We start from the raw sequence: 15,943 nt of genomic DNA on the forward strand, positions 1-15,943 counted from the left end.
GAACCGAGAGGATCGGGAACGGTTACGTATATAAATGGCGGTTGAGGAGGACGGACGATGGCTTTAACCAAAGCGCAGTTCATGATCTATAAGAGCAACGATACCGAAACCGTTGACGTGTTGTTCAACCCCACGGAATACGAGTTGACTGCAAGCAACAACTATCCTGATAATGATGTGCCCGGTTTGCAGTCTCCAACTACTCAATTCGTCGGAGGAAATGCGTCGACGCTGAGTTTAAACTTGTTTTTCGATACCTATGAGCTGGGGACGGATGTGCGTGAGCATACATCCAAGATTGTAAGCATTCTTGATGTTGATTCCGACCTGCATGCCCCTCCGGAATGCCGATTTGTTTGGGGCTCGCTTAATTTCAAGGGAGTAATCGTATCCATTACGCAGCGTTTCACCATGTTTTTGGAATCGGGAAAGCCGGTTCGGGCTACGCTTGACGTCGAGATGCGGAGCACCCAGACGATGAAGGAGCAATACAAAGAAATTCCGAGGCAATCGGCGGATCGAACGAAACGAAAGACGGTTAAGCAAGGCGATCAGCTGTGGAGCATCGCGGCCGAGGAATACGAGGATTCAGGCAAATGGCGGCATATCGCCGAGGCGAATGGAATTGATAATCCGAGATTGCTGGCGGCAGGCAGAAACTTGACGATTCCCAGACTGGAGTGAGTGGTATGCCTACGCATAAAATGAGCGATCTAGAAAGCAAATACGGGAACTTCAGATCGCCTGAGGCCGACCTGTTGATCGAAGGCCAGGCCGCGCGCCTCGATAATATGGCGATTGGTTGGGTAGAGGTCGACCTGTCTACGGATGCGAAGGCAGACATCGTCCGTTTTAGCATTACGAATGCCTACGAATGGAGCACAAGCCATCTCCAATGGGTAAATACCAAAATTGCTCCGGGCAAAACTTTGATCGTAAAGCTAGGGTATGCGGACAAGAAAGGCCAGGTATTCGACGGTATCATCACCGGCTACACGGTCGATTATCCGGCCAGCGGCAGCCCGATTGTGACGGTGACCGCGATGGACCGCTCGTTCCTCATGATGAAATCGTCCAAATCCAAGGTATGGAAAGAAATGAAGGACAGCGACGTCGTCAGAACAATAGCTTCAGAATATGGACTTACGGCCGATATTGATGCGCTTACCGTCAAAAAAACGACGATCGAACAGATTGGCATCAGCGACTACCATTTTGTCCAATCGCTCGCGCAGGATAACGACTATCTCTTCCATGTTACGGGGAGCAAGCTGCACTTCCGCAAACGAAAGACGAGCGGTACGCCGCTCATCGAGTTGAAGTATGGCCTCAGCTTGCGTGAATTCACCTTTACGGCTGATGTCAGCGGGCAGACCTCCGAGGTAAAGGTGAGAGGATTCGATACGAAGACGAAGCAGTCGGTGGAAGGGAAATCCACGCCGATAACGGTAATCAGCGGCACAAAGAGCGGTCCCAGTCTTGCCAAGACATTGTCTTCACAGAAGGCGGAGACGGTCTATACGGGCGTAACGACGCTCGATGAGGCGAATCACCTTGCAACGGCGTTGTTGAACAGGCTGTCGCGCGATTTGATCCGAGGGCAAGGCAGCTGCATCGGCTTTCCGGAGCTTATCCCCGGCGAATTGATTGCGATTTCGGGGATCGGCTCTGCTTTAAATCGCAATCTCCTATTGACCAGAGTCGTTCATCGGTTGGACTCATTGGACGGATATGCCATTCAATTCGAAGCGGAGGGGAACGCATTATGAGATCGATGTATCCCGGTTTTTTCGATCTTCAGCAGCGCTCCATGCCTTCCGAGCAATTATCCGGCGTATGGAATGCAATCGTGACGAACAACAAGGATCCGGATAAGCTCGGCCGCGTCAAGCTGAAATTCCCGCATCGAGAAGGCGAGTTGGAGACGGATTGGGTAAGGGTCGCTTCTATGTCAGGCGGGAATGGAAAGGGATCTTATTTCATCCCGGAAGTAGATGACGAGGTGCTTGTCGCTTTCTTGATGGGACGTCTCGACCAGCCCGTCGTGGTGGGTTCATTGTGGAACGGCAAGGACAAGCCGCCGCCAGGCGACGATAACAACGACATCAGCATGATCAAAACAAAAACCGGCCATGTGATCGAGTTTAACGACAAGTCGGGCGAGGGCACAATCACGATCAAAACCAAAAAGGGCCATACCGTTCTGCTGTCCGACAAGGACGGCAGCGTCAAGGCCGAAACGGCGGATAAGCAGAATTCGCTGGTGCTGGACGAAAAAGGGAAGAAGGTAACCGTAAAGTCGGGCACATCGAAGGTGGAAATAACATCGAGCGGAAACGTGACAATAAGCGGCACCTCAACACTGGAAGTCAAGGCGGCGCAGGTAAAGGTCGAAGCGTCGGCAACCTTGTCACTCAAAGCATCCGGCATGCTCGACATCAAGTCGGATGGGATGATCAACATCAAAGGCTCCATGGTCAAAATCAATTAAGTTCGCTTTCCATTACGAAGAATTTCAGGGAGCTTACTCGACTTCGAATATTTCCTGATACCCACGAAAGTGAAGGGAAGCTTCGATGCCAATTCCGATTACTTCCGCGGGGCCCGAGGTTGCCGAACCTAAGTACACTGCAGGTGCTCACATAGCGCTGCTATGCTCCGCTCCTCAGGTTCTAGTTTCATCCAATCTTCTCGGTACTGAAAAGCGAACCTTTTAAACGTTATTAAATGATTAAGTCGAAAGGGGAGTTCGTCATGTCTGCGCCATTTCTGGGGAAAGGCTGGAAGTTCCCCGTTCAGGTGGACAAAACGACGGGGCGGATCATGATGTCGGAAGGCGAAGAAGACATCAAGGAAGCCATCCGCATCATCATTCGCACTTCGAAGGGCGAGCGGCTTATGCGCCCCGACTTCGGCTGCGGGCTCAAGGACTTCGTGTTCGGCACGATGGACGATATGTCGATGCAGCTCATCGCAAGCGATGTAAAGGAAGCGATCCGCGATTGGGAGCCGCGCATAAAAGATATCGAAGTGAAGGCGCAGCCCGATCCATCCATGAACGGCCGCGTGCTGCTCGAGGTTAGCTATACAGTAAGATCGACGAACAATCTCTTTAACCAGGTCTATCCTTTTTATCTGGAGGAAGGCACGAAATAACGGGAGCGGGCATCGGACATGAAACATGCGGGAACGGGCGGCAATCGTCGTCCTCCGATAATCAATACAAATAACTTGTCCACCTATTTGGAGAAGTTCAAAGAGATGGCGCCGCACTATACGCCAGAATGGCGGTTTTCGCTTGATGGCAGCGATCCTGGAGCCGGCCTTGCCTATATCGTGGGCGAGATGCTGGAGGAGACGGTACAGAGGCTGAACAAGGCGCCGATGAACCATCTGCTCTCCTTCCTTGACCTGCTGGATGTAAAGCTGGAGCCGCCGCGGCCTGCCAGGGCCAGGGTAACGTTTCGGTTAAGCGAGGGTTCTACAGAGTCTGTTTATGTGCCTGCAGGGCTTAAGCTGACGGCGAATAACCCGCAAGGCGGAGAGCCGCTTGTTTTCGAGACGGAAGGGGCCCTGGCTGCAACGCCGGCTAAGCTGACCGAGATCGTGAACGTCAACCCTGCCAGGGATGAGATCGTGACGGTCGCTACCGGCTACGACGAGAAGCTGGAAGCCGGAACGGCGGAAGCCGTACCGCTGTTCGATACGCGCTCCGCTCCGAACGAACAGGGGCATGCCTTGTACATCCGGCATGACGAGCAGTTTCTGGTGGATCGCCCTTGCCGCATCTACATAAATGTTTTCCACGGAGAGAAGCGGTACGCCGAACCCGAATTGGCGGCTGCGCTTTCTTCCGATCTGGTGGAGTGGAGCTACCGCAGCGATGGCGAGTGGAAGCCGTTCCGGTCGGCGATAGCCGCCGGCAACCTTATCATTCTTCATAAGAGCGATCCAGGCAAGCTGGAGCTGATGGAGCATCAAGGCGTCGAAGGCAGGTGGATCAAGTGTGCGGTGAAGCCGCTGGAAGGAACGGCTTCCCCCATCCTGGATAAAAATCTGGAGATGGACAAGCTCAGGCTTCGCGTATCTCATGATGTTGCAGGCGATCCGGAGCGGATTGCGCCAGATTCTATCTACTTCAACGACATGGCTTTGGCCGATGACGGCTGTTATCCTTTCGGCGAACATTTTGTTCCCTACTCCGTCTTCTACATTTCCAGCGAGGAAGCGTTTAGCAAGCGGGGGAGCAAGCTGGAGTTGACTGGTTCGGCGATGGCGAAGCCCAATCGGCTGCGCATGGCGCCGGATCCCGAGGTCAAGTGGAAGATGGTCATGCGCACGTATGACTTCGAGGAAAAGGACCCGCCGCGCATCCGAATTCGCCAGGTTGTATGGGAATATTGGAACGGCAGCAATTGGAACGTCTTGCCCGGCAACGAACGGCATGCCGCTTTCTTCGAGGATTTGCCCGAGGGGGACGGCAAGCCGTTTACGCTAACCTTCGATTGCCCGGAGGATATGGACCGGACATTCGTAAACGGCGTATTCCAACACTGGATTCGTGCCAGGGTGCTGCAGACGGACCCCGTTATCGCGCCTATCATGCAATACATGTCGCCTTGGGTGGAAGCGCCGAGATTATCCTATTCCACCGGTTCCCAGACCGTATTTGCGCCTCACAACGTCTATACAAGGAACAACGCGGACGACCGGGACCGCAGTTTGTCGGCGGTACAAGGAACGGAAGCCTATAAGCCGTTCGAGCCGATCCCGTCTCCCGCTCCCTCTCTCTACCTGGCGTTTAACGAGCCTCCGCTCAAGGGACCGCTTCGACTGCATCTGGAGCTGTCCCGGCGATTTGCCGCAGGAAACGAAAGACCATGGCTGGATTGGGAAGCGCTCTGCAGAGAAAACGGCAGGCTGGCCTGGAAGCCGATCAAGGTTGAGGACGGCACGGACGGACTGGGCATAAGCGGCGAATGGTTATGGGCCGGCCCGCCTACGATGGTGGCTGCAAGGTTGTACGGTCATGATCGCTACTGGATCCGGTCCATTAACCGGGACAGCCGGATCAGCGATGCGTATCCGGATATTCCCGTTGCGGACAGCGTCCGGATTAACACGGTTGCGGTTACCCAACAGATCAGCCAGGAGCGCGAGATGAGTATTCCTGCCGACGGGCTGGTCCACTTAACCCCTACCGCGTTCGTTAACGAGCAGGTATGGCTGGATGAGCTTGATGAGCTTGCGCCTTCGGATCGGGCAGACATGCTTGAAGGCGAGCCGGATCGATGTTACGAACAGCTCGACGGCGAAGGACAACCCATCCGATTTTGGGTGAAATGGAAGCCCGTTGCCTCTCTGGCCGACTCCGGTCCCGATGATCGGCACTATTCGCCGGATCGTGCCGGAGGCTTGCTTCGTTTCGGCGACGGGATGAAAGGAAGATCGCCTTCCGCCGAACAAGATCGGCTAGCGCGAATCTCGTTCCGGACTACGGCCGGCGCCGCCGGAAGAGTAGAAGCCAATCAAATTACGGGCATGCAGGTACCCATCGCTTACATCGACAACGTCACCAATCCGTTGCCGGCTATTGGCGGCAGCCATACGGAGGCGATGGAGGAAGTGCTGCTTCGCGGTCCTCAGCGGCTTAAAAACCGCAACAGAGCCGTTACGGCGAGAGATGTGGAATGGCTTGCGCGGGAGGCCTACCCGGGAATTGCGAAGGTGAAATGCTTGAGCAATCGCAATGTCTTGCTGGAGCGGGCGCCTGGTTATGCGACCGTGGTCGCTTGCACGGACGGGGGCGTTGCGGATACGGCGCAATTCCCGGAGCTTCGCAGATCGGTCGAAAGCGAGCTGCTGCGCCGCGCGGCAGGCGTCCTGACTGTAGGAGGCGGTATTCGCGTCATCGAGCCGGCTTATCTGGAAGTATCCGTAAACGCGACGGTAGCGGCGGAATCGGTTGGAAGCCTGCTGCCGCTGGAGCGGGCATGCCATGACAAATTATCGACGTTCTTGAGCTTTATGAGCGGAAACACCGACGGACAGGGATGGAATATAGGAGAATCGCTCCACTTGTCGCTGCTGTATTCTCTGCTTCACTCGGTTAGAGGTTTGCTGTATATAGACAGGTTATACGTGCATGTAGTAAAGATCGAAGGGGGAGTCCGCACCGAATGGGATCCCGCGAGAATGAATGAAGTGATGCATGGCCTCGTCACGAACGGCACGCACCGAATAACGGCCGTGCCTGCCGAAGGGGCTTCGCGCTAAGTGGGAAGGAGGGACAATGATGCTGCCAAGGCTGCCGCTCGATGATCTTTCGTACGCGGAGATCGTCCAGCAATCCAGAAAGCTGATACCGAAGCGATTGCCGGAATGGACCGACGAAAATGCGCATGATCCAGGCATCACGATGATGGAGCTCTTTGCATGGTTGACGGAAATGCAGCGGTATTACATCGGCCGGGTACCTGACCGGAATAGGAGAAAGTTTCTTGACCTGCTCGGCGCGGAGGCTCGCGATACGTTATCCGCCGAGGCGCTTGTCGCCTTCTCGGATGTGCGCGAGCCGGTCCTGCTGCCGGCAGGAACAAAGCTTTTGGCGGAGGATCAAGTGTTCGAGACGGTGAGCGAGACCGAGCTGAGACCGCTTAAGCTGGAACGCATTCTGTGCCGGACGGAGAAGGAGAGCAGCGATGTGACGGCGTCCAACGACCATCACCATGTATCCTTCTATCCATTTGGAATAGACGCGAGGGCAGGGGCCAAGCTGTATGTATCCTTCGACAGGGAGCTGCATCCCGGAGTGCCTGTATCGCTGACATTTAAAATGCTAAAGTCTGACGCGGCGCTGAGAGACATTTACGATTCCGCGAGTGAAGAAGAGCTTGCCATGCTGATTCCTTCGGCCAGATTGTCTTGGAAAGCATACGGTTGGGATGAGGCCGCAGGCAAGGCTTCATGGCTGCCGCTTACGGTCATCGCGGATGAAACCGGGCATTTGACGGTCAGCGGCACAATTACCGTCACTCCGGCGTCTCCGATGAGAGCCGTTACGGTCCATCCGGCTGGAGATCGACCCAGGTATTGGTTTTGTTGCACGGTAGAGGAGGACGGGTACGAGATGCCGCCGAGAATCGGCAGCATCCTTCTTCATACGGCCCATGCCGCACAGCGCGATACGCTGAGCGAATATGTCGAGCTCGAGGCTAGCGGAGAAGAGAACGAATGCTTCTCCATGAATACTTATCTGGCTGCGTACGGCGATGTGCGCCTGCAAGTGGAAGCCGCTCCGGGCGGCGGCTGGATGGAATTGTCCGCAGAGTCGTACAAGGTGGAGCGACACGCGGGAGGGGCGACCGTCGCTTTGATCCGCAAGGATTCCGTAAACCAAGGCGGCATGCTCCATAAAGGCCGAAGAGTTCGGATCATCGCCAGTACGCCGGACTTTTATCGCTACCGCATGGTCGGCAGGAGCAACGGATTGCCCAATCAGCGGTTCGAGGTGTATGAGCTGCCTTGCAGGAAACGCGGCGCCATCGGCTTGCAGGCAGGGCGCTGGAATGTCGCGTCCGGAGCGATGATATGGGAGGATTGGAGCGTTGTCGACAGCTTCGATCGATCAGGACCAGAAGATCGCCATTACGTCTATTTTCCCGAAGAACGAATGATCGCGTTCGGCAACGGAGAACGAGGCGCGATACCCGATGCAAGTTCAGACGGAAACATTAGCTTGATTTCCTGCGAGCTTGGCGGGGGCGAGCGCGGCAATGTAAAGCCGGGGCTTATCCGGGAATGGGCGCACGAGGAGCAGCGAAGACTGGGGATCGAAGTGTCCAATCCATTTTATGCTTCCGGCGGGGGCGAAGCCGAGACTCTGCATGATGCGCTGTCAAGAGCCGCTTCGGAGCTGAAGCGTGCCTTCCGCGCCGTTACGGACGAGGATTACGAGGACATCGCGAGGTCGACGCCAGGCGTCGAGGTAGCCAGAGCCAAGGCGATTCCGCTCTACAAGCCCGGCCTTCCCGACTACCCAAGAGAGAAGGCGCATGGTCAGCTGTCACTGGTCGTCGTTCCGCAGGGTTTGTCAGCGACTCCTATGCCAAGTCCAGGATTCTTGCAGACTGTAAGCCGACATCTGGATTCACGGAGACTCATTACGACGGAGCTGCATGTCATTCCTCCCGTGTACGTCCAGGTGACGGTTCATGCGGTTATCGTCGTGGAGGCGCCGTTTGCGGACGAGAGGGAACGTTATGCGGATCTGCTAAAGGGATTGCTCAGGCCGCTTGACGGAAATCAAGGGGAGCGCGGCTGGAATTTCGGCAGAACGGTATACAAGGGCGACATTTATGGATCCCTTACCAAAGGAAGCGGAGTCGTATTCGTCCAGGATCTGTGGCTGGACGCGGACGGGCCGCATGTGACCAAGACGGCGGGCGGCGACATTGTCCTGCCGCCGCACGGCTTGATCTATTCCGGAGAGCACGAGATCGAACTCATCAGCAGAACACGCTTGTAGGCTGCAGCACAGCCACTGGGCGATCGGCGGGAAGGGAGGAATTTCACTGAAGGAGCATAATCAATATTTCTCCGTCAACCGTCAGCAGGATTGGTTGAAGGGAACCGCCTACAATCTGGAGAATGGAATGGCGGGGCTTGGCATTCGACGCGACAAGCGATATGGCATTGCAGGCACGCTGCGGCTGGATGCGCTTGAAGGTTTGTCGGCTGTCAAGGATATGGCGGTCGGCGAGCATGAGCGCATCTATCTGCTGGATGATCGGGCCGATCTCTGGAGCTACGATTGGCGGATTGGCGATCATAAGCGCTTATTCCCGCAAGGACATGGGTTATTCGGCGAAGATGCCAGATTAGCGGCTTCGGGTCCGTTCCTGTTCGCCGCTGACCCCGGTGGAGATTGTTCATTGTCGGCATTCCACACCGGTAACGGCCAGACGATGTGGTCGCGGCAAGGCGAGCGGATCGAGGACGCCGTCTTCCATCCGTTAGCCATTGCTGCGGACTCGAATCATGTCTATGTATTGTCCCCTCTGGATACGGACACCGGGGGAGACGAACCGGCGGTTCCCGAAGGCGGCAAGCTGTCCATTCTTGTGTTTACCCATGGCGGGATGCTGGTCGATGTAATCGCTAATCCTTTATTGCGACAACCCGTTAGGGCGAAGCTTAAACATCTGCGCGGCGCCTATTATCTTGCTATCAAGCCTGATGGAGGCCTGGCCGTATTAGATACGATTTTCGCAACGGTCACGATTGTGGAACAAGGCGGAGCTGTTAGCGTCGAGTCGCTTCCAACACGGACCTATGCGGGGTTGGCCTGCGACAGCAGCGGCATGATGTACGTCGGTGACGCGAGAGGTCTTGCCGGCGACGATGAGGATGACCGCTTTATTGTGACTCTCGGAGCCCGCGGGGAGGTTAACGGAGCTGTTACGAGCTACCGCGGACGCGCAGCGGTGCTTCTCGCGGATGCATCCGATCGACTATACGTGCTCGGCAACAGCGACGATACAACGATTACGATGCTTCATCTGCAGCCGCAGACTCTCGCCATGCCTGAGACTGGCGTGCCCGAGGGCGTATGGCTTTCCAACGGGTTCGACAGTACGGAGAGCGGCACGGTTTGGCATAAGCTGACAGCCGATGCATTCGTTCCCGGAGGGACGCAGCTGCATCTATCCTACTTCTGTCTGGATGATGAACGGGCCGTTATCGCGGGCGCATATCGTTCTGTGGACGATTGGATTAATGATCCGTTCATTCCGTACAAGGAGAAGCTGGAGGGGCTCGCGCCGTTTTGGTCGCCGCCGATACCGAATCCGAAGGACGCTCTCTTCATGGGGGCGCAAGGCCGCTATATGTGGCTTAAGCTGGAGTGGATCGGCAACGAGCGGCATACCCCGATGGTGGAGAAGCTAAGGCTTTATTTTCCCCGGGAGACGTACCTGGAGTACTTGCCTGCAGTCTATCAGGAGGACGAGGAGAGCCGGGACTTTCTGGAGAGGTATTTGTCCATCTTCGGCACGGCTTTTATCGAGCTGGAAGAAGAGATCGGCGATCTGTCCCGTTATATCGATCCCTATCGGGCGAAAGGCGAGCATCTGCGCTGGCTGGCTACGTGGATCGGACTGGAGACCGACGATTATTGGACAGATGAGCAGGTACGGTCGTTTATCCTGGCGGCGCCCGAGCTGTATCGCTATCGAGGGACGAAGCGGGGGATCAGCGCCGTCATCGAGATGTATACGGGCGTGGAGCCGATCATCGTGGAGCAATTCCAGACCAAGATTATGCGTGACCACGCCGAGCTTCGCAGCTTGACGGATGCGCTGTATGACGACAATCCGTATTCCTTCACCGTGCTGCTCAGGCCGGAGCAGGCGCTGGGCGAGAAGCAGCTTGTCGTTATCGAGGGGCTGTTGGAGGAACAGAAGCCGGCTTATACGGAAGCAAAGCTGGTCCAGCTTCAGCCGTGGATGTACTTGGACCTGCATACGTACTTGGGCATTAATACCGTATTGACGGAGCCGTCGCTGCTCATGCTGGGACCGGAGCGCAGCATGCCGAACGATACGCTTATCGTCGAGATGGGCATGGAGAAACGAATGGACGTTCATACAAGGTTGGAGCTGGATTCCGAGCTTGAATAAACCGGACTAACGAGGAGTGGTTGGTGTGAAGAAGTCGAGGTTGTACCCGTTCGAGAGAAACCGTTATTTCTACGGCAAGCTGCTGACCGTAAGGGATTTCGAGTCGGAGCAAAAATATTTTAATGACAAAAGAAGGCTGCTCAACCGGCTAATGTTCGGCAGCGGCGTCCTGTCCGGCATGTCCGTCGTCGCCGTGGACGACAAAACGGTGTCCGTCGAAATGGGCGTAGCGATCGACTACATCGGTCGCGAAATCGTCATTCCGGCGCCTGTCACGATGAAGCTGTCCATGATCGAGGGCTTTACGAACAACGAATACAAAAAAAACGTCTACCTCTGCGTCGCTTATGACGAAAAGGGCAAGGAGCCGGTGCATTCCGTAGGCAATGCCTCCGTCCGCTCCGGCGAGGTCAGTGAATATAACCGCGTACTGGAATCGTATCGTCTCTTCATCAATGAGACGGCGCCGGCGCCGTCATCCTTCGAGTTCGTCCAGCTGATGGAGAACATCGTTACGCTCTATGAGCGGGATAACGTACGCATTACGCAGCGCATGCCGAAATACGTGACGCCGGGCGAAGTGATAGAGGTGCGCCTCGTCGTCGAGAAGACGCTGCAGACGCCGCGCATCGCGTTCTCGTACGAGTACGAGCTGACAGGTTTTCAGAACGTTGGCGATTCCGATGGAGTCGTGTCCTTCCAAGAGCCGGGCGATGCGCAGGATACGGAGTACACGATTACTTATCAGCTAAAGGCGCCGCATGAAGGCGGAGTGTACGCAGAACTCGCGGTTCCAGCCCGAAATGCCAAGCTGACGATCGGCGACGAACCTGTTTCCGTCGACTCCAGCGTAAAACAGAAGATCGAAGTCGTTGACGTCCCCGTCGCGGAGCGGATTCTGGAGGACTGGCATAGCCGTAGTCTGGAGCACGCGGTAGAGGGATCGGCGGACAAGAGCATCTGCCTGGCGAAGATCAGCTTGTTGCAGATGGGGCCCACATACATGATCGAGAAGGTCGACCGCATGCCGTTCGACGAATATATCGAAAGCACAACGCTGACCCAACGCCTGTCGAGGAGCGGAGGCGGGTCGTCGCTTCATAAGTTTTTCGCCAGTGCGGAAACGCAGGATCTGGAATATGGGGCGAAGCCATCGCTCGACGTCAAGTATCATCCTGACCGGAACGAATTCGACTTCAAGCTCGGCATCCCGCGTCCGCAGCATCTCTATGATGAGATCGCGACAGGCACGATGGAGGTAGCGCTGGAGTCGATCGGCAAGACGGGAGGTTTCTTCTTCTCCAGGGGCAAAAAGAACTACGTCTCCGACGAATTGATTCACGGTCTGGGCGAGGGACCGGTAACCGTCGTCGTGGGCCTGGAGGAGATCGACGAATCCGGCCATGCCAGCGGCTCCGCAGCGAAGAAACAAGTCTATTACGGCCAAAGCGATGTGTTTAAAGGAACGGAATTCGAGCCTTCCCTCCCAAATGTCTCGCTGGGCACGATTGTTTATCCCGATAAGGGGACATTCCGCATCGGCATGAAGCTGCAAGGCGATAACGAGTCATCCGCCTCCGTAATCGCCGTACGCTGGTGGGCATTCAAGAGCCTGGGCACTTCCGCGAAGGCGGCTGCGGCCGAGATGACATCCGCGTTGATGGAAGCGGCAGCGGACAAAGAATAATCCATTTGGACATCAAGTCGTGGCCTCTCGATTCTCCTTATACGGGAATCGGGAGGCCTTTTTGTTGCGCCGATGGACCGTAAAGTAACTTTGATTAGCGTCCATAGGCGTTAGTAACGCTTATGGCTCCAAAAAGTAGGCGAACGAGCAACTGTAGGCGTTAAAAACGCCGATGGACTGTAAAGTAACTCTGATTAGCGTCCATAGGCGTTAGTAACGCCTATGGCTCCTAAAAGTAGGCGAACGAGCAACTGTAGGCGTTAGTAACGCTTATGGCACCAAAAAGTAGGCGAACGAGCAGCTGTAGGCGTTAGTAACGCTTATGGCACCAAAAAGTACGCGAACGAGCCGCTGTAGGCGTTAAAAACGCCGATGGACCGTAAAGTAACTCTGATTTGCATATATAGGCGTTAGTAACGCCTATGGCTCCAAAAAGTAGGTCAACGAGCCGTTGTACATAAACGTCGAGCTACAAGATCGATGATGTTTACATGCTAATTGAAATGGGCGTTGGGGCGCCCATTTAGCCGAGATGGAGCGAAAAAGTCGCGCGAAACGGCGTAGAAAGCAGCGAGTACGTATGCCGGTGGGATTGACTTACAGGTTCACAGATACGCACATCGCGAGTAATAAGTCGGCGAGGCCGACCTATTGGCTAGTAGGAGCGCACATTGCGAGGAATAAGTCGGCGAGGCCGACCTATTGGCTAGTATAAGAGCAAATTGCGAGTAATAAGTCGGCGAGGCCGACCTATTGGCTAGTAGAAGCGCACATCGCGAGTAATAAGTCGGCGTGGCCGACCTATTGGCTAGTAGTAGCGCACATTGCGATGAATAAGCCGGCGAGAGCGACTTACAGGCTCACAGATGCGAAATGCGAGGATAATAAGTCGGCGAGGCCGACCTATTGGATAATAGTAATGCATATCGCGTGGAATAAGTCGGCGAGACCGACTTATAGGCTCACAGATGCGAAATTTGAGCGTAATAAGCCGGCGAGAACGACTTACCAGGCGTAAAGATAGTTACTTTCGAGCCCCATACTTTAACGTGTCTATAAGCAACCTTTGGGCGATGAGATGCCACTTCGTATGACTGAGAAAGAGCTGCCCGGAGTCGAATATTCGACTTCGGGCAGCTCTTTCGTTGATGTGTATTGGCTTGGCGAACAATGGTCAATCATGCTTCAGGCACCAGTTGGTTGAGTTCCATACGGACAATCGTATCCTTGTTGAAAGTAAAGGTATACAGAATCCCTCCCGATACGAAACGCACGCTAGTCCTGCCATTTGGCAGCGTCTCTTTGACAGAAACGACCTTGGCATCAACAAGCCGCTTGTAAGCAGGATCCATGACAGCTTTATTCCAGGTCGACAATTTGGTTACTGTAAACAGCTCCGGATTGTCTTCATCAGCCGTCAGTACGAACGACATGCCCATGGAAGCATAAGTCAGCGTCTGTGTCGCAGGCAAATCCGGTAAAAGGTTGTCTATCGCAGGATCGGATGCGCCGGAAGCAGTGCTTGCTGCTGAATTGCCAGTTTCGGTTGCGCTGCCGTTGGCACCTGTGTTACTGCCGGATTGCGCAGCGTTGCCATCGCTCGATGCCGCATTACCGCTCCCGGCAGTTGAACCATTGCTCGATGCAGCATTACCGTTCACGGCAGTCGAACCGCTGCTCGAGTCCGTGGTATTGCTGCCCGACAACGTGCTTACATTTCCGCTGGTGCCAGAGGGGGCGTCGTTTGCGTCAGCAGGATCGGCAACCGGGCCAACGCCGTTGCTCTCGCTTGCAGCCTCGCCGCCTTCTCCTGCGGAGTTCCCGCCGTTGCCACTTGAATTCGCATCGGCACTGCCGCCTTTCGTTGCATCTTCAGCGCCTTCCCCAGTCGAAGCTCCTTCGGCGGAAGCTTCTCCCAATCCGGCAGAGTCATCTCCAAGAGGAAGCTCTGGAAGAAGAGGCGTCTCCGAAGCAGGAGGAGGATCGGCTGCGCCGAGCGTCTCCTGGAGTTTCGCCAGCGTTATGCCGTGGAAGCCATCTGCCCAAGGGCTGCCGGCGCGGAAGAAACCTTTGTACAGGACGGCTCCGTCCGCATCGTACAAACTGCCTATGCCTTGATAGACACCTTCGGCGAATTGTCCTCCATATCGAAGTATGCCTGCATCGTCATAAGCTTCGCCGTTGCCGCTCTTTGCGCCTCCGAGAAATGTGCCGACATACAGCGGTTTGCCCGATTCGCTGTACAGCGTGCCAGCCCCATGGTAAGACCCTAGCAGGAACTCGCCTTCGTACTTGACGAAGCCGGAAGAATATAATTCTTTGCCCGTCCCGGAAGCCTTGCCGCCGGCGAAGCTGCCTTCGTAGCTGATATTGCCAGCAGCATCGTACTGCTTGCCTGCTCCTTCATAGACGCCGGCGACGAAAGCTCCTTCGTAGACAGGCTTGCCTTCAGAATTCGAGAGCTTGCCCTCGCCTTCGTACATTCCTTGCAAGTAGCTGCCGGCATATAGAATGCTGCCGTCTGCGTTGTAAGCGACCCCGGCCCCCTCGAACTTGCCGGAGAGGAAGGAGCCTTCGTAGCTCGGAGAACCATCAGCGTTGTAGAGTGTTCCCGTGCCGCTGTATACGTCATTAAGGAATTGGCCGCGGTACAGGAGCAATCCATCCTCGGTGTACAACTCTCCGTCTCCCGTCATCAATCCTTTGTCGAAGGCGCCTCTGTAGCGCAGGACGCCGCTCGGATAATAAAGCTTGCCTTCGCCGGAATACAGTCCGTCGACCAGAGCGCCCTCATAAAGCAGATTTCCGTCTCCGTCCCGCACGGCCGCCGTTCCGTTGAAGCCGCTCCCCGCAAGCGCGGTTGCCTCCAATTGTGGGGTCTTGCCCATCCACTTGTTTAGGAAGGCGGGAGGATTAATAAAGCCGAAGTATACAATTACGAGAGAGATGATCACAATCAAAGCGATCATCTTTTTGGCAATGTAATAACTCCCAAGCCGCAAGTAATTGTCCAGCGAGCGAAGAGGCCCGAACAAGGCAGTGACAAGAAATCTGCGAAGCATGGCGAACAGCCGCTTGGGAAGCGTCTTGGCTCGTTTGATGGGACGAATGATGATCCGTTGAATAGGCTTGAATATGGGCTTGAGTATCGCTTCTATCATGTCAAGGCACCTGTATCGTCATTTGGCCCGGATTCGTTATCGAAATAACGCCGCCCCAATTACACATGCACTTGGATGAGTTGTTTAATGCGGGCATGTTGCCAATCAGCACAGTCGGAGAGCCGGGCGCCCATGGAGCGGCGGTGACTGGTATGCATGGCATAGGAGTCAACGCGCCCAGTGCGGCTGCCGTGGCAGAAGCAACGGTTGGATTGGCAAGAGATTGGCACATGCCGAAAGGCAATATGTTGACCATTGGTTTGTTGTCCATAATATTGGCTGCGGGCATAACATTAAGAACTCCGTTGGCTGGCAGCGTGACCAAGCTGCTTGGCGCTACTCCGAAGCTGCATTGAAGCATGGCGCCGCCGCATACTAATTGACCCATGACGATCCTTTCCGTGAGCAGGAGGACC

10 protein-coding genes are annotated in these 15,943 nt (G+C 55.3%); 8 read left to right on the top strand and 2 right to left on the bottom strand.

Annotated elements, in window-relative coordinates; all coding sequences use genetic code 11:
• Positions 1-57: 57 nt before the first annotated feature.
• The 8 genes from H7F31_RS13690 to H7F31_RS13725 all read left to right on the top strand — a co-directional run bounded on the left by H7F31_RS13690 (position 58) and on the right by H7F31_RS13725 (position 12,366).
• Entirely contained in the window at positions 58-684 is a 627-nt protein-coding gene (locus tag H7F31_RS13690; protein ID WP_087566828.1) for a CIS tube protein, read from the top strand.
• 5 nt (positions 685-689) lie between these two features.
• Positions 690-1,769, top strand: coding sequence for a phage late control D family protein (locus H7F31_RS13695; RefSeq protein ID WP_187104626.1), 1,080 nt, complete (start codon positions 690-692; stop codon positions 1,767-1,769).
• Positions 1,766-2,491: a phage baseplate assembly protein V gene (locus tag H7F31_RS13700; RefSeq protein WP_214628608.1), complete on the top strand. Its 726-nt coding sequence runs from the start codon at positions 1,766-1,768 to the stop codon at positions 2,489-2,491. Before H7F31_RS13695 ends, H7F31_RS13700 begins: the two co-directional genes overlap by 4 nt.
• 263 nt (positions 2,492-2,754) lie before the next feature.
• The gene (locus H7F31_RS13705; RefSeq protein ID WP_108992001.1) at positions 2,755-3,156 is read left to right on the top strand and encodes a GPW/gp25 family protein; all 402 of its coding nucleotides are present in this window, start codon (positions 2,755-2,757) and stop codon (positions 3,154-3,156) included.
• An 18-nt stretch (positions 3,157-3,174) separates the two neighbouring features.
• Positions 3,175-6,276, top strand: a complete 3,102-nt coding sequence (locus H7F31_RS13710) for a baseplate J/gp47 family protein (RefSeq protein WP_187104627.1) — start codon at positions 3,175-3,177, stop codon at positions 6,274-6,276.
• A gap of 19 nt (positions 6,277-6,295) precedes the next feature.
• On the top strand, positions 6,296-8,527 hold the full coding sequence (locus H7F31_RS13715) for a putative baseplate assembly protein (RefSeq protein ID WP_187104628.1): 2,232 nt from the start codon (positions 6,296-6,298) through the stop codon (positions 8,525-8,527).
• Between the two features lie 94 nt (positions 8,528-8,621).
• The gene (locus H7F31_RS13720; protein WP_187104629.1) at positions 8,622-10,679 is read left to right on the top strand and encodes a phage tail protein; all 2,058 of its coding nucleotides are present in this window, start codon (positions 8,622-8,624) and stop codon (positions 10,677-10,679) included.
• A gap of 25 nt (positions 10,680-10,704) precedes the next feature.
• A complete protein-coding gene (locus H7F31_RS13725; RefSeq protein ID WP_187104630.1) occupies positions 10,705-12,366 on the top strand; it encodes a hypothetical protein in 1,662 nt (553 codons plus the stop codon).
• A 1,178-nt stretch (positions 12,367-13,544) separates the two neighbouring features.
• Here the strand turns inward: H7F31_RS13725 and H7F31_RS13730 are convergent.
• Together H7F31_RS13730 and H7F31_RS13735 are read right to left on the bottom strand one after the other, a co-directional pair.
• Positions 13,545-15,527: a hypothetical protein gene (locus H7F31_RS13730; RefSeq protein ID WP_187104631.1), complete on the bottom strand. Its 1,983-nt coding sequence runs from the start codon at positions 15,525-15,527 to the stop codon at positions 13,545-13,547.
• Position 15,528: 1 nt separating this feature from the next.
• Entirely contained in the window at positions 15,529-15,915 is a 387-nt protein-coding gene (locus tag H7F31_RS13735) for a DUF4280 domain-containing protein (protein WP_187104632.1), read from the bottom strand.
• Between the last annotated feature and the right edge of the window lie 28 nt (positions 15,916-15,943).

The organism is Paenibacillus sp. PAMC21692, assembly GCF_014303795.1.
Classification (GTDB): Bacteria; Bacillota; Bacilli; order Paenibacillales; family Paenibacillaceae; genus Pristimantibacillus; species Pristimantibacillus agaridevorans.